A 19,373-nucleotide genomic window follows, 5' to 3' on the forward strand; every position below is an offset into this window, starting at 1 on the left:
AAGATGCGTCGAGCGAGTACGGGGTTCCGAGGTCGTGCGACGGCGATCGCAACAGTGATCGCCCTCGCCACATTGGTGCCGGCGACGGCGTCGGCGGGCGGAGTGACCGCCGAACCCGTGGCCGGGAGCGTGCAGACGGTCGAGCCCCTGCCTCCCGGACTCGGACTGCCGGGTACCGCGCGGGAGTACCGGATCACCTACTCGACGCGGGATGCGGCCGGCCGTCCCGCGTCGAGCAGCGGTGTGGTCTTCGTCCCGCAGGGCATCCCTCCCGAAGGCGGCTGGCCGGTGGTGTCGTGGGCGCACGGCACCGTGGGGCTCGGCGACGCCTGTGCTCCCTCTCGAAATCCGCGCAGCCAGCGCGACGCGAACTACCTGGGGCACTGGCTGTCCCAGGGATACGCGATCGTCGCGAGCGACTACATCGGTCTCGGCACGCCCGGCGTGCACCCATACCTGGAGGGCGCGTCCGAGGCGACCGCCGTGATCGACATGGTGCGCGCCGGGCGCGCTGTGGTGCCGGAACTGTCGCCGCGGTGGATGGCGATCGGCCAGTCGCAAGGCGGGCACGCCGCGTTGTTCACGGCACACGAGGCCACCCGATACGCACCCGAACTCGATTTCCGCGGCGCGGTCACCACAGGGGCGCCGTCGAACCTGGAGTCCGCGTTCTCGATCGGTGGTCCGTGGATTCCGCCCCTGGGGCTCGACGGGCTCAGCGTCTTCGCGACGTACATCCTCGCGGGGATGCGCGCCACGATGCCGCAGGTCGACGTGAACAGCTATTTGACACCGCGAGGTCGGGAACTCGTGGACGCGGCCGAAATTCTCTGCTACGACGCGCAAGCCGAGGCGGTGAAGGGCGTGTCCGTCGGTGACCTACTGACCCGGTCCCTCGGCGATGCGCCGATGCATGCAGCCCTCACCCAGTATCTCGGCGTGCCCACCAGCGGCTACGACCGGTCACTGTTCATCGCGCAGGGGTTGCTCGACACGGTGGTCCCCGCGCCGCTGTCGTTCAAGCTCATCGCCGATTTGCGACTGTCCGGCGTCGATGCCACCTACCTGACCTATCCGACGAACCACGACGGGACCATGGCCGCGTCGCTGCCGGACTCGACGCCGTTCGTCCGGCAGCGACTGTGATCGCGATCGATCAGGTGATGCTGCAGCCCGGTGCGGTCGGGACGTCGTCGAGGCGGTCGAGCAGGTAGCGGACGGGTTCGCCGTCGACGTACGCGTCCTCGATCTGCGGTCCGAAGTGGTTGCCGAAGGTGGTGCCCGGCAGGATCGGCGGCAGTTCGTTGGTGCGGAAGGTGACGTTCGCACCGCGTTCGCACCAGTCGACGGCCAGCTGCCGGGCCTGGTCGTAGGGGACGGTGTCGTCGTTGCGGCCGCTGGTGATCAGGACCGGGACGCGGGGTGCGACAGCGCCGATGCGCTGGTCGCGGAGAACCTGCAGGGTATCGGGGACGTCGCGCAGGTTGTCGAGCAGCGGCCGCCCGTCTCGGGTGTAGGCGCCCGTCTTCAGGAACGGGCGTCTGACGATGATGTCGGCGATGCATTCGGTGCCGATGGCGTCGAGCGTCGCCTGGCCTTCGGGGGTGAGTCGTTCCCGCACCACCGACTGCAGGTCCGGGTAGCGCGCGACAAAGCCGTTGACGGCGAATCCGATGGCACCGCCGATGAGGTTGCCGTCGATCCGGGCCAGCACCTGCTCGAGATCCGCGGTCGGACCGCCGGCCCAGGTGCCCTTGATGTTCAACTCGGGGGCGTACGACGCCGCGAGTTCGGCGGCCGCCGCGGTGGCGCCGCCGCCCTGCGAATAGCCCCACAGCGCAATCGGTGTCGCGTCACCACTACCGCCGAGTTCGTTCGCGGCGCGGGCAGCGTCGAGCACGGCGTGGGCCTGCTCGACCCGGTTGACGTACGTGTGGACACCGGGCGTGCCGAGGCCGATGTAGTCGGTCACGAACACCCGCGCGCCCAGGGACGACCACAGCGCGGCCGACGGCGCCTCCTGATTCGCCGAGAGGAACAGCGGGTCGATGCCCGCGCTCAGGCCCGTGGAGAACGCACGCGACATCGCACACTGGTCGCCCTGCCCGGAGGTTCCGGGCGCGATGACTACCGTCGGCCGGGGTCCGGTACCACGCCACGGATGCGTGCTGTCGATGAAGGTGCCCGTCACGGCGGTCGGGGTGCCGTCCTGTAGGCGCGACGTGTACATCACGAGTTGCGCTGCCGCAGGCCAGGTCCCGTTGGATTCGGGGAGTGTGGCGAAGATCGGCATCGGCTGTGTGTGGACGATGTCGCCCGCTGTGGCCGGCATCTGCGCCGGCGGAGAGTAGAAGTCGGGCGCGGCAGCAGCGGGGCCGGCCGCGGTGAGGACGAGTGTGGCGGCAACACAGCACGTCAGTGCGGCGACGGTGGCGCGCAACGTTCGAGAGTTGTTCATGGCGAGGCCTTTCGGTCCGGAGGGCGAGCGGCGAGGGGTGTGCCGTCAGATGACGTCGCCCACGTCGCGTGCGACGACGCGATCGAGGGCCCGCTCGGCGATCGCAGCGATCGTCATGGACGGGTTGCACGCGGCGGTGTTCCCGGGCATCAGGGCGCCGTCGAGGACATACAGGCCGCGCTGGCCGTGCACGCGTCCCTCGAGGTCGCAGACGGCGCCCATGTTCGCGCCGCCGAGCGGGTGCCATGTGGACGGGGCGATCGCGGTGGTGTCGGTGAGGATGCCGGTGGGACCGGCGATCGCGCGGACCGTCGGGCCGATGTGGCCGTTCTGGATGACCCAGTCGCCTTCCCGGGGCCAGCGCAGGACGGCGTCGCTGCTGGCCGGGTCGTACACGAAGCTGCCGCGTCCCTCGCTCACGCCGTAGCCGACGAGCATCGTGCTGCGCACGTCCACCGACAGCGACGGTATCGAGGCCTGGATGACGGTGTGCGCAGAGCGCGGGTCGTCCCAGTTGAGGCTGCCGTAGACCACCGGACCGCCCTGCGTGACCCCGAACTCGCGGGTCGGGTCGGTCCACACGTAGATCCGATCGGCGTTGGTGCCCCAGCCGCCGCCCAGCGCGTCGGGCATGTCGGGGATCCGGTCCTGCGCGGCGGCGCGCACCAGCATCTTCGTGGTGTTCACGCTGCCGGCGGCCATCACGAGAGCGTTCGTGGTGAGAATCTTGTTCTCGAGGACCCGGCCCGAGGTGTCGATCCGGTTCACGTACACCGTCCAGCGGCCGTCCGGCGCCCGCTCGACATCGGTGACCTCGTGCAGCGTCCGCACGGTCACGTTCCCGGTCGCTTCGGCGGCGGCGATGTAGGTGACGTCGACGGAGTGTTTGCCGCCGTTGTTGACGCCGAGTGCGCCGTCGCCGTTGGTGTACGACGGCTTCATGAGCCCGCGCAGTTCGTCGAGCGCGTAGTTCCAGTCGATCGGCATCGGGATTTTCGACAGGGGCAGCCCGGCACGTTCGATGTTCTGCGCGAAGATCCGCGGCGCGAGGTAGCTGGGGGTGTCGACGAGTTCGTCGGGCGCGACGGCAAGTCCCAGCATCCGGGCGACCCGGCGGTAGTGGACCCGGTCCATCTCCGCCCAGTCGATCCCGCCGGGGAAGTGCGTGGTGAAGACGGCCTCCGACGGCTGCAGCGACATTCCCTGGTAGATCAGGGAGCCGCCGCCGACTCCTGCCGCGCACAGGGCTGTGATGTTGTCGCCCGGAACGGCCTCGACAAGTCCGGTGTAGGGCTCGACGACCACAGGCCCTGTGGGCCAGCGCATTCCGCGCTCGAGCACCAGGACCGGAACACCGGCCTCGGCAAGCCGGAGCGCGGTCACTCCGCCGCCGAACCCGGAGCCGATCACGATCACGCGGTGATCCTCACGAGTGAGCGGAATGCGGTCGACGCGGGCGGCGATCCCCGCGGCGCGTGCCGCGCCCGGCGCAGCCAGCGCGATCCCCACGGCGCTGGCGGCAGCGGCGGTCAGGAACGACCTTCTCTTGATCTCGGACACGGCAAATCCCCCCAGTTGGAACGCAGTGGTCGGCAGCACTCGAAGGTCCCCTCGTGCGCTGTAAGCGCATGAACGGTCCCTTCAGCCCAGGGCGGACGGGTGGTCAGCCGCGCGGAGTGATCCGACTCACTCCGGAGAGCGAGCTAAAACTAGACACTTGTCGGCGGGAGTGTCAAGAACTGGAGCCGTCGGCGCGGCCCACCGGTTCGACGGTCATCGCCGGTGCCAGCCAGCGCGTGAGGAATCGGCGCAGGTCGTCGTCGGCGTGGACGGCGTCGTCGTCGAAGATCACGACGGACATACCCAGGCGCAGGGCGATCTCGACGATGTCGTCGAGTCGGTCTCCGAGTGCGGGCTCGTACTCGAGGATCGGTGAGAGCAATTCGCGGGCAATCGGTTTGGCGCGTGCGATCATCCCCGGGTCGAACAGAGGATTGCCGTCTCCCGCGTGGAGCAGTGCGCCGAGCACGGGCACGTCGCGGATCGCGGCGCGCCCCGCGACGACGAGTTCGACGACGTACGCGACGGGCGAGTGCGCCGTCGAGAGGCGGGCACGGATGTCACCGAGAACGTCGACGAGGAGTCCCGCGACGGCCTGCGAGACGAGGTCCTCGCGCGTGCCGAAGATGGAGTACACGGTCTGGCGTGTCACGCCCGCGGCGGCAGCCACCGCAGCGATGTTGACGCCCTCGAATCCGGCGCGCCCGATCAATCCGACCGTGGCGTCCAAGATCTTCTTCCGTGACCGCACCGGGTCATTATCGGGTACCGGTCGCGCGTGCGGGAGGGCTGTGGGTCGGGCGCGGTAGGCTGGCTGGCGAGTCGTACGTTCTCGCAGCCGGTGAGCTGCACTTTTCCGGTCCAGATTGGAGCCTTTGGGTGGCTGAGTTTATCTACACGATGAAGAAGGTGCGCAAGGCGCATGGCGACAAGGTCATCCTCGATGACGTCACCATGAGCTTCTACCCGGGCGCCAAGATCGGTGTGGTGGGCCCGAACGGCGCCGGTAAGTCCAGCATCCTGAAGATCATGGCCGGGCTGGACCAGCCGGGCAACGGTGAGGCGTTCCTCGCTCCCGGCGCGACGGTCGGCATCCTGATGCAGGAGCCGCACCTGGACGAGACCAAGACGGTTCGCGAGAACGTCGAGGAGGGTCTCGGCGAAACCATGGTGCAGCTCAAGCGCTACAACGAGATCGCCGAGCTGATGGCCACCGACTACTCCGACGAACTGATGGAGGAGATGGGCACCCTTCAGGAGAAGCTCGACCACGCCAACGCGTGGGAGATCGACTCGCAGCTCGAGCAGGCGATGGACGCCCTGCGCTGCCCGCCGCCGGAGGAGATGGTCACGCACCTCTCCGGTGGTGAGAAGCGCCGCGTCGCGCTGTGCAAGCTGCTGCTGAGCAAGCCCGACCTGCTGCTGCTCGACGAGCCCACCAACCACCTCGACGCCGAGTCCGTGCTGTGGCTCGAGCAGCACCTGGCCGCCTACTCCGGCGCCATCCTGGCCGTCACCCACGACCGGTACTTCCTCGATCACGTCGCGCAGTGGATCTGCGAGGTCGACCGTGGCCGCCTGTTCCCGTACGAGGGCAACTACTCCACGTACCTGGAGCAGAAGGCCGCCCGCCTCGAGGTGCAGGGCAAGAAGGACCAGAAGCTCCAGAAGCGCCTCAAGGAGGAGCTGGCCTGGGTGCGGTCCGGTGCCAAGGCTCGCCAGGCCAAGAACAAGGCCCGTCTCGATCGCTACGAGGAGATGGCGAACGAGGCCGAGAAGACCCGCAAGCTCGACTTCGATGAGATCCAGATCCCGGCCCCGCCGCGACTGGGCGACGTCGTCGTCGAGGTCAACCACCTCGACAAGGGCTTCGACGGCCGCCTGTTGATCAAGGATCTGTCGTTCACGCTGCCGCGCAACGGCATCGTCGGCGTCATCGGCCCCAACGGCGTCGGCAAGACCACGCTGTTCAAGACTATCGTCGGTCTCGAGGAGCCGGACAGCGGCGAGGTCAAGATCGGTCAGACGGTCAAGCTGAGCTACGTGGACCAGAACCGATCGGGCATCGATCCGAACAAGACGGTGTGGGAGGTCGTCTCCGACGGACTCGATCACATCGTCGTCGGTCAGACCGAAATGCCGTCGCGTGCCTACATCAGCTCGTTCGGTTTCAAGGGTCACGATCAGCAGAAGCCGTCCGGAGTCCTCTCCGGTGGTGAGCGCAACCGCCTCAACCTGGCGATGACGCTCAAGCAGGGCGGCAACCTGATCCTGCTCGACGAGCCCACCAACGACCTCGACGTCGAGACCCTGGGCTCGCTCGAGAACGCGCTCGAGCAGTTCCCGGGCTGCGCCGTCGTGATTTCGCACGACCGCTGGTTCCTCGATCGCACGTGTACCCACATCCTGGCGTGGGAAGGCGGCTTCGGCGACAACGAGGCTGCTTGGTACTGGTACGAGGGCAACTTCGAGGGCTACGAGCAGAACAAGGTCGAGCGTCTCGGCCCCGACGCCGCCCGTCCGCACCGCGTCACGCACCGCAAGCTGACCCGGGACTGACCCGATGCCCGCCGCGTCGGAGGTCTACGGCTGCGACATCCAGGTCCGGTGGGGTGACTCCGACCGTCTCGGTCACGTCAACAACACCCGCGTCGTGGAGTACATGCAGGAGGCGCGTTCGCTCTTCCTGGTAGACGGGGCGGCGTCGGTGGGCGCCGCGTCCCGGGCTGTGGTGGTGCGCAGGATGGACGTCGAGTTCCTGCGCCCCATCACCGACACGTCCGGCCATGTCCGGGTCGACGTGTCGGTGGTGCGCGTGGGCACGTCGTCGTTCACGCTCCGGCACGTGGTCACGGACGCGGCCGGCAACGTCTGCGCAACGGGGGACGCCGTCATGGTGGGCTTCGATTCGCGGGCACAGTCCTCACGCGTTCTCTCCGACTCGGAGCGTGAGGTCCTCGGGCGCTACCTTCCTGCTATCGCGCCTGCATAGGTTCCGGACCGACCCGGACGCGGCGGAGTTCCACGCGACTCGGGGTCGCCGCGGTTAGGCTCGCCAGTGAGCCAACCGCGGTGACCTCGAACAGGGACGGAGCGTCGCGATGACGGATTCTGTGGATTCCGACTGGTCTCTCACACTGCCCGCCGACCTGCGGGCCTGCCTACCGGACGTGGCGGCGGTCTACTTCCGTCATACCTCAGCCGGCGAGGCCGACAGTGTCCTGGACCGCAATGCGTACGCGATCATCCGGGAGCACATGTTGCTCGCCTACCGTCGCGCGCCGGGCGTCGCGGTGACACGCGTTCACCGCCCGTCCGACGGCACCGGCGTCGGCGCCGCCCTGCAGATCGTCGCCGACGACATGCCGCTACTCGTCGAGTCGGTGACCGCGCTGCTGGGCCGACTCGGCGCGTCGATCAGCGAGGTTGCCCACCCGATCCTCGGCGTACGCAGGAGCCTCGACGGCACACTGGAGCAAGTCCTGTCCGGCATCCCGATCCGGGACCTGCCGAACGGCGCGCTCGCGGAGTCGTGGATGCACGTGCAATTGCATCGCGCCACCGAGGACGAGGTGCTCGATTCGCTCGAGTCGTCCATCGGCGATGTGCTGTCCGACGTCCGACAGGTCGTCGCGGACACCGCTGCCATGCGCGCACTGCAACTCGCAGTCGCTGCCGAACTCGATGTACGAGCGGAGAATCCGCCACCCGGTCGGTCGGAAGACGAGTTGCGGGACTGTGCGAATCTGTTGCGCTGGCTCGCCGACGGCCACTACACGGTGCTCGGCTACCGCCGCTATGAACGCGGAGGCGATCAGCGCACACGGCGGATCCAGGAGAGCGGACTGGGTGTGTTGCGATCGGAGGCTCACGCCGACGAGCACATCAAAATTCCACTGACAGTGGATATGCCGGATCATCCGCTGTTGGTGTTGACGCAGGGTTCGGCGCCCGCCACGGTGCATCGGTCCGTGTACCCCTACTTCGTGGGTGTCAGCATTCTCGACGACGACGGCTCGATCGTCGGTGAGCACCGGTTCCTCGGGGTGTTCACGGTGACGGCACTGCACGAGAACGTCCTGGAGATCCCTGTGATCGCTCGGCGCGTGCGTACCGCGATCGAGCGCGCCGGTTTCGGCATCGACTCCTTCTCGGGCCAGGCGATGCTCGAGGTGATGCAGTCGTTTCCGCGCACCGAGCTGTTCTCGATCGATGCCGACGCACTGCTCGAAACGATGACCGCGGTTCTCAACATCGGGTTGCGCCGGCAGGTGCGGTTGTTCATGCGTGAGGACAGCTTCGAACGATTCGTGTCGTGTCTGGTGTACCTGCCCCGGGACCGGTACACGACCAGGGTGCGACTGGCGATGCAGCAGATCCTGCTCGACGAGTTGGGCGGTGGATCGCTCGACTACACGGCCCGAGTGTCCGAGGGAGACCTCGCGATGCTGCACGTGACGATTCGGAAGCCACCGGGCGCTCGTGACGGGCGCGTGGACACTTCGGAAGCGAATCGGCTCCGTATCCAGGGATTGCTTGCCGAAGCGAGTCGCAGCTGGGACGACCACTTCGCAGACGCCGTGGCGGCGGACCCCGACGTGGACCCGGCCGTCGCCGCGAGGTACGCGGCGGAGCTTCCCGAGGCCTACAAGGAGGACTTCGACGCCGCCGAGGCGCTCGTCGACATCAGTCGGTTCGCCGGCCTCGATGCGGATTCGATCGACATGCGGATCCACCACGACCCGCCCGCCCCGTCGTGGAGGTGGCAGTTCGCGCTCTACTTCCCGGGCGAGGGAATCTCGTTGTCCCACGTCCTTCCGGCGCTGCACAGTCTCGGTGTCGAGGTGCTCGACGAGCGGCCTTATTCCGTCCGGCGCCCGGACGGGCTCCAGTGCTGGCTGTACGAATTCGGGCTCGCCGTTCCTCCGGAGCTGTTGCGGGATGCAGCCGCCGGTATGAGCGATGGCGGGCCCGACGAACAGTTGCGCGACCGTCTGACCGAGGCGTTCGCCGCGGTCTGGTACGGCCGTTGCGAGGCGGATCGGTTCAACGAACTGGTGCTGCGTTCGGGCCTGGGTTGGCGGCAGGTGTCGGTGCTGCGCGCGTACGTGAAGTACCTGCGGCAGGCCGGTTTCGCCTACAGCCAGGGGCACATCGAGTCGGTGGTGCTCGCGCATCCGGAGGTCGCCCGGCTGCTCGTCGAACTGTTCGAGGCGTTGTTCGACCCCGACTTCGCGTCGGCGCAACGATCGAAGGCCCTCGAGCACGAGCTGCGTGGCGCGATCGACGAGGTCGTCAGCCTCGACGTCGACCGCATCCTGCGCGCACTGCTCGGGCTCGTTCGAGCGACCCTGCGCACCAACCACTTCGTGCACGCCGCGGACGGCGGCGCGCGCGAATACCTCTCGCTCAAGTTCGCGCCCGGACACATCGCCGAACTCCCGAAGCCGCGCCCGGAGTTCGAGGTGTTCGTGTACTCGCCGACCGTCGAGGGCGTCCACCTGCGCTTCGGTCCCGTCGCGCGCGGCGGGTTGCGCTGGTCGGACCGCCGCGAGGACTTCCGCACCGAGATCCTCGGGCTGGCGAAGGCTCAGGCGGTCAAGAACGCGGTGATCGTCCCCGTCGGAGCCAAGGGCGGATTCGTCGTCAAGCAACCGGTGGCGCCGACGGGCGATCCCGCAGTCGACCGGCAGGCGGTCCGGGATCAGGGGGTGAACTGCTACCGAATGTTCATCTCCGGACTGCTCGACGTCACCGACAACGTCGACCGGGTCACCGGCACGGTCGTGCCGCCCGAGCGGGTGGTCCGACGGGACGACGACGACACCTACCTCGTCGTCGCGGCAGACAAGGGCACCGCCACCTTCTCCGACATCGCCAACGGGGTGGCCGCCGAGTACGGATTCTGGCTGGGTGACGCGTTCGCCTCCGGTGGCTCCGCCGGCTACGACCACAAGGAGATGGGCATCACCGCCCGGGGTGCGTGGGAGAGCGTCAAGCGACACTTCCGGGAACTCGGAATCGACGTTGCGGCAGATGATTTCACGGTCGCCGGGATCGGTGACATGAGCGGCGACGTGTTCGGTAACGGGATGCTGCTCAGCGAGCACATCCGACTGGTGGCCGCGTTCGACCACCGGCACATCTTCCTCGACCCGAACCCGGACGCGGCGCGCTCGTTCGCCGAGCGCCGGCGCATGTACGCGCTGCCGCGGTCGTCGTGGGACGACTACGACCGGACACTCATCAGCGAGGGCGGCGGCGTGTATGCGCGGACCGCGAAGTCGGTGCCCGTCAGCCCGCAGGTGCGGGCGGCGCTGGGTCTGCGCGACGACGTGACCGAGATGTCACCGCCCGATCTCGTCAAAGCCGTTCTGCAGGCGCCGGTCGGTCTGCTGTGGAACGGCGGCATCGGAACGTACATCAAGGCGTCGTCCGAGTCGGATGCGTCGGTGGGGGACAAGAGCAACGACGCGGTGCGTGTGCACGGTGCGGACGTGCGCGCCCGCGTGATCGGGGAGGGTGGCAACCTCGGTGTGACACAACTCGGACGCATCGAGTACGCGCTGCACGGCGGCAAGATCAACACCGACGCGATCGACAACTCGGCGGGAGTCGACTGCTCCGACCACGAGGTCAACATCAAGATCCTGCTCGACTCGGTGGTCAGCAGTGGCGACCTGCCCCTCGTGGAGCGGGACCCGCTGCTGGCGTCGATGACGGACGAGGTTGCGCGACTGGTGCTGGCAGACAACATCGCCCAGAACGATCAGCTGGGCATGTCCCGCGCGAGCGCGCCGCAGATGCTGGGGGTCCATCGCCGTCTGATCGCCACCCTCATCGCCCACCACGGGCTCGACCGCAAGCTCGAGGCGCTGCCCACCGAGGCCGAGTTCAATCGTCGGGCTCAGGCGGGCGGCGGACTGACCTCCCCGGAGCTGGCGACCGTGATGGCCCACGTCAAGCTGGCGCTCGAACAGGATCTGCTGGCCACGGAGCTACCGGACAGCGACTTCTTCGCGGCCCGACTGCCCGGTTACTTCCCGGCGCCGTTGCAGGAACGGTTCGGCACGGCCATCCGGGCGCACTCGCTGCGGCGCGAGATCGTGGCGACGATGCTCGCGAACGAGTCCATCGACAACGGCGGGATCACATACGCGTTCCGGCTCGCGGAGGATGCCGGGGCGTCGAGCACGGACTCGATCCGTGCATACGCGGCCGTCACCGCGATCTTCGAACTCCACCACGTGTGGTCGCGGGTCGGTACGACCGACATCCCGTCGGAGGTGTCGGACGTGCTGATGCTGCAGTCGCGGCGGGTGCTGGACCGGGCGTCGCGCTGGTTCCTGTCGAATCGGCCGCAGCCGATCGCGGTGGGCGCCGAGATCAGTCGTTACTCCAGCGAGTTCCGACGATTGGCCCCGATGGTGCCGGGCTGGCTGCGCGGGCATCACGTCACCGATCTCGAGCGTCGATCGCGGTCGGCGATCGCGGACGGCGCGCCGCGCGAACTCGCGCTCGAGGTGTATCGGCTGCTCGATCTGTTCTGCCTCCTCGACATCATCGACATCGCCGACATCTGCGAGCGGGACGGCGTCGAGGTGGCCGAACTGTACTTCGCGCTCGACGCGCATCTCGGCATCGACTGGTTGCTCACCGCCGTCTCCGATCTGGCCCGCGGCGACCGCTGGCATTCGCTGGCCCGCTTGGCGCTGCGCGACGACCTGTACGGGTCGCTGCGCTCGCTCACCCTCGAGGTCCTCGTCGGTGGCGAGCCCAACGAGACGCCTGCGGAGAAGATCGACTACTGGGAGTCGACCAACGCCTCACGACTGTCCAGGGCGAGGTCCGCGCTGGCCGAGATCTTCGAGTCTGGAACGCTGGACCTCGCGACGCTGTCGGTGGCGGCGCGTCAGGTACGCAGCATGGTGCGGGGTGTGGGCACCAGATCGGAGGTCGGAAGGTGAGCGGTTCGCAGGATGCCGTGCGGAACGGGAACGTCGTCGGCGCGCAGCCGGTGGGGTTCCACACGAAGGTCGTGGTCCGCTGGTCGGACATGGATGCGTTCCAGCACGTCAACCACGCGCGGATGGTGACACTGCTCGAGGAGGCCCGGATCCCGTGGCTGTTCGAGGACCACGCGCCGACCGTGACCCTGCGCGACGGCGCGGTCATCGCGGATCTGCACGTCCGGTATCGCGGACAGTTGCGGCACGGGGACAGCCCGCTCGACGTGCTCATGTGGGTGGAGCAGATCCGCGCCGTCGACTTCACGATCGCGTACGAGGTGCGTCCCGGAGGCGCCGACCCGACGACACCGCCGGCGATCGTCGCGTCGACGCAGATCGCCGCGTTCGACATCGGCACCCAGCGTCTGCGCCGCCTGACACCCGCTGAGCGGGGATACCTGGAGCGCTGGCGGCGTGCGTGAGAGGGTTCTGACGATTCCCGATCCGGCGGACCGTGCGAACCTCGCCGTGTTCGTCGGGCACGCAGTGCGACTCGACGAGTCGGCCGTGATCCGGATGAAGAGGCGTGGGGACGGACGTGTGTCGGTCTGGGCGCCGACGGGATTCGACGCATTGGCGACCCGTGTGGTGGCCGGCGACATCCGTCCGTCGGACACCACCGCGGCCGGCGACGTTCTGCTGCAGGCGCTCAGCGGGAACTCCACGGACATCGATCCTGGTTTCGCGATGGACTCGGCATGGCGCGGTGCCCTCCCGCCGGAGTCCGGGTTCGTACACGTGGACGACATTCCCGCCCGGATCCTGCTCGGACTCGCGCAGCGCGGCGCCGCGCTGGCGAAGGAACACGGTAGCGCTCAGGGCCCGCCGACGTCGCTGCTCGAGCAGAAGGTGCTCGAGGTGGAGGGCGGCGGGAGCGAGGTGGCAGTCTCGATGCGGACCGTGTTCGCGCTCACCGGAATGGGTTTCGTGCCCCTGGCGGACGGCCGCCCCGCGACGGCGGAGACGGACGTCGACGCCATCGCCGAGAGCGAGATCGTGCGCGTGCGGGCCACACCGTCGTGGCTGCGGCTCGACGCGCGGTTCGGCTCGGTCTACGCCCGGCGGACCGGGGCGATCCCGCTGTTCACGGCGTAAACCGGATCAGTGGGCTCCGACCAGTTCCGGTTCGGAGTGCGCCGGCTCGCGGTGGGGGGTGAGCAGGATCGACGTCAGCACCGTCGACCGCAGCTCGCCCGCCGCGGTGCGCAGGCTGGTCTCGGTGTCGAGGAAGACGGCGCCGCCACGCTCGCTCACGGCGGTGACCGTCAGCGATGCGGTGAGGACGTCGCCGGCCAGGATGGGGGCCGCGAGGGTGATCTTCTCGTTCACGTGGATCGGTGTCTGCCGGCTCACGTCGATCCCGGAGTCCGGATCGGTCAGCATGTCCCGGATCAGGGTGGCCGTCACCACCGCGGTGAAGGTGGGCGGGGCGACGAGGTCCGCGTAGCCCGCCCGTCGGGCGGCATCGACGTCGTGATGCGCCGGATCCATGGCGAGAATCCCGCGGGCGAACTCACGCACCTTCTCCCGTCCGACGACGTAGTCGTCCTCGGACCGCAGTACCAGACCCGGCTGGAGCACCCCCGAGATCGATTCCCGACAGGCGGCGTTCCGTGTACCCATGGCCATGCTCCCTCGCGTCCCCGACTGATCCGTCCGTCCGTGTATCCGGCGGGACGCCCCGAAGCGTTACAGAGGACCCCACTCAGGTCGGCAGGAGCACCGGCACCAGGAACTGCTCGACCATGGCACGCTCGTCGGTGTCGTCGTCTCCGGGCACCGTGAGCAGCGAGACGATCGCGCGCACCGACCATCGCGCGCGACGGGCGATCTCGGTGTCGTCGGCGTTCCAGATGCCGGCGAGGAACGCGGTGCCGAGCACTTCGATCACCTCGGACGTGCTCGCGAGCTCCGAGGCCAGGCCCGCGTCGCCCAGTCCGAACCATGCGGCCAGTGTGGGCGTGGACCGGACCTCGCGGACCGACATGAGCACGGCCTCGGTCACCCGATCACGGGGATCGGCGATCGGGGCGACGGCTCGAGATATTCGCTCGCCGAGGCGCCGGGCCTCGCGATGCACGAAAGCGCGGTGCAGGGCCCGGCGATTCTCGAAGTAGCGGTACAGCGTCGCCCGGGAGCAGCCCGCCGCCGTCGCGACATCGGCCATGCCCGTCGTCGAGACTCCGCGCTCGACGAACAGCTCAGCTGCCGCGTCGAGGATCTTCCCGGCGGCGGCCTCGGCGCGCTCGTCGTGAAGCCATGCGCCGGATGTCTTGGTGGACATCGTCATCCGGCTCGGAACGGAACGTGGGTGGGGCGCCGGACGTAGTTGCCGGCGGCGTACTCGACGCCGTCGATGTCGACCTCGAAGTCGGGGCAGCGGGCGAGCAGTTCCTCTAGCGCGACCCGGGCCTGCATCCGCGCGGCCGCGGCACCGAGGCAGTGGTGGTTGCCGTGGCTGAACGTCATGATCTGCTTCGGATTCCGTCGGACGTCGAGTTCCTCGGAGTCTTCGCCGAACATGCGGGGGTCGCGGTTCGCGGAACCGTACGCGAGGAGGACCTTGCGGCCCGCCGGGATCGTGACGTCGTCGATCGTGACATCGCACGTGGTGGTCCTCGCCAGACCCTGGACCGGCGAGGTGAGACGCAGCAGTTCTTCGATGGCGCCGGAGATCAGCCCCGGATCGCCGAGCAGCAGGTCCCGCTGATCGCGGCGCTGGGTGAGGAGTTGCACTGCGCCGCCGAGCATTCCGGTGGTGGTGTCGTTTCCTCCGGTGACCATCGTGAATGCGAAACCGAGAATCGACAGCAGTCCCGAGACGTCGCCGTCCGCACCCACACCCGCCGCCACCAGGTGCGAGATCGTGTCGTCGCCGGAGTTGCCGGCGGCGGCGTCGGCCGTGCGCCGTTCGATCAGACCGCCGAAGTAGGTCATGAGTTCGACCACCGCGGTCTGGGCCGCGAGTGGGTCGCCGGTCGCGTTGGCGGCGACGATGGCGTCGGTCCAGCCGTCGAACTGGCCGCGGTCCTCCGCCGGCACGCCCAGGTAGTGGGCCACCACCATGCTGGGTAGCGGCTTGAACAGCGCCGTCACGATGTCGCCCTCGCCGGCGTCGCGCAACTCCTCGATCCGCTCTACGACGAACCGGCGCACCTCGGGTTCGACCGCCTCGACCTGGCGGGGCGTGAAGCCGCGGGCGACGAGGCGGCGGAACTGCGTGTGCACCGGCGGGTCGAGCATCACCAGCGGCGGGTTGTCCCGCAGGCCGATCTTGTCGAGTTCGCCGTAGGTCGTGGTCAGGCCCTCGGCGGACGAGAACGTCTCGGCGTCACGGGCCGCGGTGTAGACGTCCTCGTGCCGGGTGAGCACCCAGTAGTCGTCCTGCGGAGATTCCTCCGGCACGACGTTGTGGACGGGGTCGTGGTCGCGCAGCGCCGCGTACATGCCCCACGGATCCCGCCACGACTCGCCGGAGCGGGGAACGTAGGACGCTTTGCCGGACACAGTCGTGGTCATGTCTCGACTGTGAGACACATCACGGATATTGTCAACCCCGGTGTGGGCGGGGGAGGCGAGGGTGGGCCGGGTCAGCGCAGGCTCGCGGTAGTGACCGCGAAGCCCGCGATGTACTCCGGGATGGGCCGGTAGAACTCGTAGGTGACGTCGTACTCGCCGCACGCGTGCAGCGCCGAGTAGGCGGCCACCCAGGTGCGCACCTCGTGTGAGGAGTGCCCGGCGACGGCGTCCATGTCGTCGGCGGTGTAGCGATCGAAGTCCTCGACGCGCCCGGATCGGCACACCTCGAGGAATCCGCGGTCCCATTCGGGGTTGAGGTCCATGATGTCGGCCTCGCCCGCCGCGAACCGGCGTGCCGTCGCGATCGTGTTGACCTGTCGCGCTGCCCGCGCCTCTGGAGTGGGATGCCTTCCCACGGTGAGGAACTCGCGCTGCGCGTCAGTGGCCGTCGCGTACTGGGGGACCGGTGGATCGTGGGAGAGTCCGCCGGAACCGAGGAACAGCACCCGCCGATCGACACTGCGGAAGTACTCGCCGACAACGCGACCGAACGCCCGGACGCGGGACATCGGGACGAACGGCCGGGCCACCGAGTTCACGAAGATCGGCAGCACGGGCCGGGCGGACGCATCACCGTCGTGCAGGATCTCCATCGGCTGCACGGCACCGTGATCGACCTCCATGCGCCGCGAGATCGCAAGGTCGATGCCGCGGTCGATCACGAACTGGGCGAGGTCCTCGGCAATCTCCTCGGGGACGTCGAGTTCGCCGGCGAACGAGTCGTAGTCGCCGGTGCCGTGGGCCCGGTAGCCGACGCAGAACGGCGGCATCAGGTCGTAGAAGAACCCGTTGAAGTGGTCCGGTCCGAAGTTCACGACCAGTTCCGGGTCGAAGTCGCGGACGAACCCGCGTGCGTTCTCGAACGCGGACTGGACTGACGCGACGACATCGGCGGGCGGGTCGGCGTGGTCGAGCAGCGGACTGTGCGACATGCACAGCAGTGCCTGCGGCATGACGGTTCTCCTTCGGTCAGCGCCCGGCGTGGCGGACGAGGTAGCTGCCGACGACCTCGTTGAATTCGGTGGCCCGTTCGACCTGCGACCAGTGGCCGCACTGGCTGAAGATGTGGGCATCGGCGTGGGGGACCGTATTGAGCAGCTCCCACGTCCGCGACACCGGGATGACGACGTCCTGGACGCCGTGGATCAGCAGCACCGGGACGTCGAGGCGGGCGAGGACGTCGAAGTCCAGCGGCAGCGCGTGGCGGTCCCGGTCGCGGGCCGCGACGACGTCCGCGAGCCGATCGGACGCGGTGTCGTTGAGGGCCGACTGGTAGCGCAGCGACACCAGTTCGTCGGTGACCAGCGATCTGTCGACGACGAACATCTCGAGGGTCTTGCGGATGCCGTCCTCGGTGAGGGTCGGATTCGAATGCGCGGCAAGTGCTCCTGTCAGTTTGGCGCCGCCGGTGCCCATCGACACGATGCCCAGCAGGCGCTCGGGGAAGTCGATGGCGAACTGGAACGCCAGCCATCCGCCGAGGGAGTTGCCGACGATCCATGTCTTCTCGATACCGAGCGCGTCGAGAACGCGGACCGCATGGCGCACCCATTCCTTGATGCCGTACGCGGTGCCGTCGGCGACGACGGTCTGCCCGTAGCCGATCGAGTCGATCGCGATGCAGCGGCCGTGGCGGCTCAGCTCGGGCAGGTTCAGCCACCAGTTCGCGGCCGCGGTCACGCCGGTCCCGGAGCCGTGCAGGAACAGGATCGGGGTGCCCTCGCCGAGCTCGTGGTAGTGGGTCAGCTCGCCGTCGGCGGTCTCGAGCCACTTGTCGTCGAGTCCGAAGAAGGCGTCGGTCGTGTAGTCGGGGGTCGGGACGGACACGGTGGTCTCCTTCAGTTGGCGAGCGACGGCTGAGACGCGACCGACGCGGGACGGCCGGTGAAGGCCATCGCCGCGAGGATGGCGTCGAGGGTGGCGGGGGCGTGCTGGGCCAGGCAGGCGCCGGCCACGAAACGGTCGGGGCGGAGGAAGACGATCGGGGTCGGGCGGTCGTCGAACCACTTCTTCAATCGACCGGTGTGATCACCGAGGACGACGACGTCGTCGCCCATGTAGCGCTCGGCCCACTCGCGCTGCGTTTCGGGCACCATCGCGACCAGCCGGGCACCCAGCGCTTCGAGCTTGTCGAGCGACTCCTGAGGGAGCAGATCCCGGGGGTTGTTGCCCCACACCAGCACCGACCACCAGTTGCCGATCGCGTCGTCGAGCAGGACGTCGGCGGCGTCGCGGGTGTTCACCCGGGGCTGCGGGAACTGCACACCCACGGGGGACACCGTGCTGTTGGCGGTCCGGACGGGGACCAGCCGACTGGTCAGTTGCGCCGCGGCTCGGCCCGACGCCTGCGTCGTCGGATCGGCAAGCACGCCGCGGGTGTAACGCGGCATGGGTTTGAACCGCATGTCGGCGAAGTAGCTCTTGACCTGTGGGAAGAGGTTCAGTGCGGACGAGGCGGCGTCGCGCAGCGCAGCGGCCGCGGGGTTGGTGATCTTGATGAACTTGCCGAACGTGAGCGACAGGTCCACCATCGCCTGCGCGTGGTCCTTACGCTCGTCGGTGTAGGTGTCGAGAAGGTCGTCGCCGGCCTGCCCGGACAGGACGGCCGTCAACTTCCAGCCGAGGTTCGTCGCGTCGCGCATGCCGGAGTTCCAGCCCTGTCCCATCCATACCGGCATCAGATGTGCGGCGTCGCCGGCGATGATCTGGCGGCCCTTGCGGAAGTTCGACGCCACCCGGCCGTGGTGCGTGAACACCCGGCGGCGGATGAACTCGAGCTTCGACGGATCCGGAACATGCTCGGCGAGAAGCGCGTTCACGAACGCGGGATCGGTGACCTGCTCCTCGGTCTCGCCGTCGTGGAGCATGAACTCCCAGCGGCGCACCGCGTGCGGCAGCCCGATGGAGACGTACGGGCGCTTGGGGTCGGCGCCGAGGAACACGTTCGGGGTGCCGAGCGGGTCGTTGTTCACGTCGACGACGAGCCAGCGTGTCGAGGGCGATTCGCCCTCGAAGGTGACACCCAGGCGCTTGCGGGTCGGCGACTTGCCGCCCTCGCAGCCCACCAGGTAGTGGGCGCGGAACCGGCGCTCTTCGATCTCGCCGCCGGGACCCGTGGTGCGGGCGATCGCGGTCACGGAGTCGCCGTCCTCCTCGACGTGCTCGACCTGGTGGCCGAACAGGACGCGCACATCATCGAACCGAGAAAGGCCTTCGTACAGTGCACGATCCACCTCGGGCTGAATGAAGCCGTGCTTGCGCTCCCACCCGAACTCGACGGTCTGCGGGTTGTTCACCAGGATGACCTTCCCGGCGCCGTTGACCAGTCGCATGATGTGCTGCGGATTAGTGTGCGGGCGCACGGTGTCGACCAGGCCGACGGTCTGGATGGTCCGGAAGGACTCGTCGTCGAGCCCGACGCCGCGGGGATAGTCGACGAGGTCGTCGAGGGCCTCGAGCACGGTGACCGAGCGGCCGTACATGCCGAGGATGTTCGCGAGCATCAGACCGACGGGTCCGGCGCCGACGATGATCACGTCGCTGTCGTGGGTGGTGTTCATGGCTTCCTCACTGCGGTGCGCCGGCCCCTGAGCCCCCGAATGTGCGCATACCGCGCGCTCGTGAGCGTTAGTTGCACGTTGATATGCACTATGTGAACACGCACACGCCCCCCTGTGTCAAGCCCGGTCTCCTCGGTCGCGGACCCACCTGCGGCGGAACGCACGAAACCCGCACCGAATGCATTCGGTGCGGGTTTCGTGCGTGCG

Annotated in this window: 15 protein-coding genes; 6 read left to right on the forward strand and 9 right to left on the reverse strand. The window is 68.4% G+C overall.

The genetic code is table 11. The features are described from left to right. Positions 1 to 3: 3 nt before the first annotated feature. Positions 4 to 1,146: an alpha/beta hydrolase family protein gene (locus C8K36_RS04840; RefSeq protein ID WP_107983780.1), complete on the forward strand. Its 1,143-nt coding sequence runs from the start codon at positions 4 to 6 to the stop codon at positions 1,144 to 1,146. Positions 1,147 to 1,156: 10 nt separating this feature from the next. On the opposite strand, the gene C8K36_RS04845 is transcribed toward C8K36_RS04840, so the two are convergent. The 3 genes from C8K36_RS04845 to C8K36_RS04855 form a co-directional block, all read right to left on the reverse strand. Continuing rightward, a complete protein-coding gene (locus C8K36_RS04845; RefSeq protein WP_107983226.1) occupies positions 1,157 to 2,458 on the reverse strand; it encodes an alpha/beta fold hydrolase in 1,302 nt (433 codons plus the stop codon). Positions 2,459 to 2,503: 45 nt separating this feature from the next. Beyond that, a complete protein-coding gene (locus C8K36_RS04850) occupies positions 2,504 to 4,018 on the reverse strand; it encodes a GMC oxidoreductase (RefSeq protein ID WP_107983781.1) in 1,515 nt (504 codons plus the stop codon). 172 nt (positions 4,019 to 4,190) lie between these two features. Next, positions 4,191 to 4,769: a TetR/AcrR family transcriptional regulator gene (locus C8K36_RS04855; protein ID WP_107983227.1), complete on the reverse strand. Its 579-nt coding sequence runs from the start codon at positions 4,767 to 4,769 to the stop codon at positions 4,191 to 4,193. 128 nt (positions 4,770 to 4,897) lie between these two features. Here C8K36_RS04855 and ettA point away from each other — a divergent pair, with 128 nt between their 5' ends. From ettA to C8K36_RS04880, 5 genes are all read left to right on the forward strand, one after another. Continuing rightward, positions 4,898 to 6,577 (forward strand): energy-dependent translational throttle protein EttA, encoded by a 1,680-nt coding sequence (ettA, locus tag C8K36_RS04860; RefSeq protein WP_107983228.1) that lies wholly within the window; start codon positions 4,898 to 4,900, stop codon positions 6,575 to 6,577. A 4-nt stretch (positions 6,578 to 6,581) separates the two neighbouring features. Next, a complete protein-coding gene (locus C8K36_RS04865; protein WP_107983229.1) occupies positions 6,582 to 7,010 on the forward strand; it encodes an acyl-CoA thioesterase in 429 nt (142 codons plus the stop codon). A gap of 109 nt (positions 7,011 to 7,119) precedes the next feature. Then, entirely contained in the window at positions 7,120 to 11,985 is a 4,866-nt protein-coding gene (locus C8K36_RS04870) for an NAD-glutamate dehydrogenase (RefSeq protein ID WP_107983230.1), read from the forward strand. Next, complete coding sequence (locus C8K36_RS04875) at positions 11,982 to 12,449, forward strand: acyl-CoA thioesterase (protein WP_107983231.1); 468 nt, start codon at positions 11,982 to 11,984, stop codon at positions 12,447 to 12,449. Before C8K36_RS04870 ends, C8K36_RS04875 begins: the two co-directional genes overlap by 4 nt. Beyond that, positions 12,442 to 13,122: a hypothetical protein gene (locus C8K36_RS04880; protein ID WP_107983232.1), complete on the forward strand. Its 681-nt coding sequence runs from the start codon at positions 12,442 to 12,444 to the stop codon at positions 13,120 to 13,122. The genes C8K36_RS04875 and C8K36_RS04880 overlap by 8 nt, the downstream gene beginning before the upstream one ends. Positions 13,123 to 13,128: 6 nt before the next feature. Here C8K36_RS04880 and C8K36_RS04885 read toward each other — a convergent pair whose 3' ends face one another. The 6 genes from C8K36_RS04885 to C8K36_RS04910 form a co-directional block, all read right to left on the reverse strand. After that, positions 13,129 to 13,650 (reverse strand): FAS1-like dehydratase domain-containing protein, encoded by a 522-nt coding sequence (locus tag C8K36_RS04885; RefSeq protein WP_258195047.1) that lies wholly within the window; start codon positions 13,648 to 13,650, stop codon positions 13,129 to 13,131. Positions 13,651 to 13,732: 82 nt separating this feature from the next. Then, complete coding sequence (locus tag C8K36_RS04890) at positions 13,733 to 14,311, reverse strand: TetR/AcrR family transcriptional regulator (RefSeq protein ID WP_107983234.1); 579 nt, start codon at positions 14,309 to 14,311, stop codon at positions 13,733 to 13,735. A 2-nt stretch (positions 14,312 to 14,313) separates the two neighbouring features. After that, positions 14,314 to 15,546: a cytochrome P450 gene (locus tag C8K36_RS04895; RefSeq protein WP_107983235.1), complete on the reverse strand. Its 1,233-nt coding sequence runs from the start codon at positions 15,544 to 15,546 to the stop codon at positions 14,314 to 14,316. 71 nt (positions 15,547 to 15,617) lie between these two features. Further along, a complete protein-coding gene (locus tag C8K36_RS04900) occupies positions 15,618 to 16,559 on the reverse strand; it encodes a 3-carboxyethylcatechol 2,3-dioxygenase (protein WP_107983236.1) in 942 nt (313 codons plus the stop codon). A 16-nt stretch (positions 16,560 to 16,575) separates the two neighbouring features. After that, positions 16,576 to 17,433, reverse strand: coding sequence for an alpha/beta fold hydrolase (locus C8K36_RS04905; RefSeq protein ID WP_107983237.1), 858 nt, complete (start codon positions 17,431 to 17,433; stop codon positions 16,576 to 16,578). Positions 17,434 to 17,444: 11 nt separating this feature from the next. Continuing rightward, on the reverse strand, positions 17,445 to 19,166 hold the full coding sequence (locus tag C8K36_RS04910; protein WP_107983238.1) for a bifunctional 3-(3-hydroxy-phenyl)propionate/3-hydroxycinnamic acid hydroxylase: 1,722 nt from the start codon (positions 19,164 to 19,166) through the stop codon (positions 17,445 to 17,447). Positions 19,167 to 19,373: the final 207 nt, after the last annotated feature.

It is taken from the genome of Rhodococcus sp. OK519, from assembly GCF_003051005.1.
In the GTDB taxonomy this organism is placed as follows: Bacteria; Actinomycetota; Actinomycetes; order Mycobacteriales; family Mycobacteriaceae; genus Prescottella.

Bases quoted from the DNA above. Each gene is read 5' to 3' on its own strand.
- C8K36_RS04840 (WP_107983780.1), top strand. From the start codon at position 4: ATGCGTCGAGCGAGTACGGGGTTCCGAGGTCGTGCGACGGCGATCGCA.
- C8K36_RS04845 (WP_107983226.1), bottom strand. From the start codon at position 2,458: ATGAACAACTCTCGAACGTTGCGCGCCACCGTCGCCGCACTGACGTGC.
- C8K36_RS04865 (WP_107983229.1), top strand. From the start codon at position 6,582: ATGCCCGCCGCGTCGGAGGTCTACGGCTGCGACATCCAGGTCCGGTGG.
- C8K36_RS04870 (WP_107983230.1), top strand. From the start codon at position 7,120: ATGACGGATTCTGTGGATTCCGACTGGTCTCTCACACTGCCCGCCGAC.
- C8K36_RS04885 (WP_258195047.1), bottom strand. From the start codon at position 13,650: ATGGGTACACGGAACGCCGCCTGTCGGGAATCGATCTCGGGGGTGCTC.
- C8K36_RS04890 (WP_107983234.1), bottom strand. From the start codon at position 14,311: ATGTCCACCAAGACATCCGGCGCATGGCTTCACGACGAGCGCGCCGAG.
- C8K36_RS04895 (WP_107983235.1), bottom strand. From the start codon at position 15,546: ATGACCACGACTGTGTCCGGCAAAGCGTCCTACGTTCCCCGCTCCGGC.
- C8K36_RS04900 (WP_107983236.1), bottom strand. From the start codon at position 16,559: ATGCCGCAGGCACTGCTGTGCATGTCGCACAGTCCGCTGCTCGACCAC.
- C8K36_RS04910 (WP_107983238.1), bottom strand. From the start codon at position 19,166: ATGAACACCACCCACGACAGCGACGTGATCATCGTCGGCGCCGGACCC.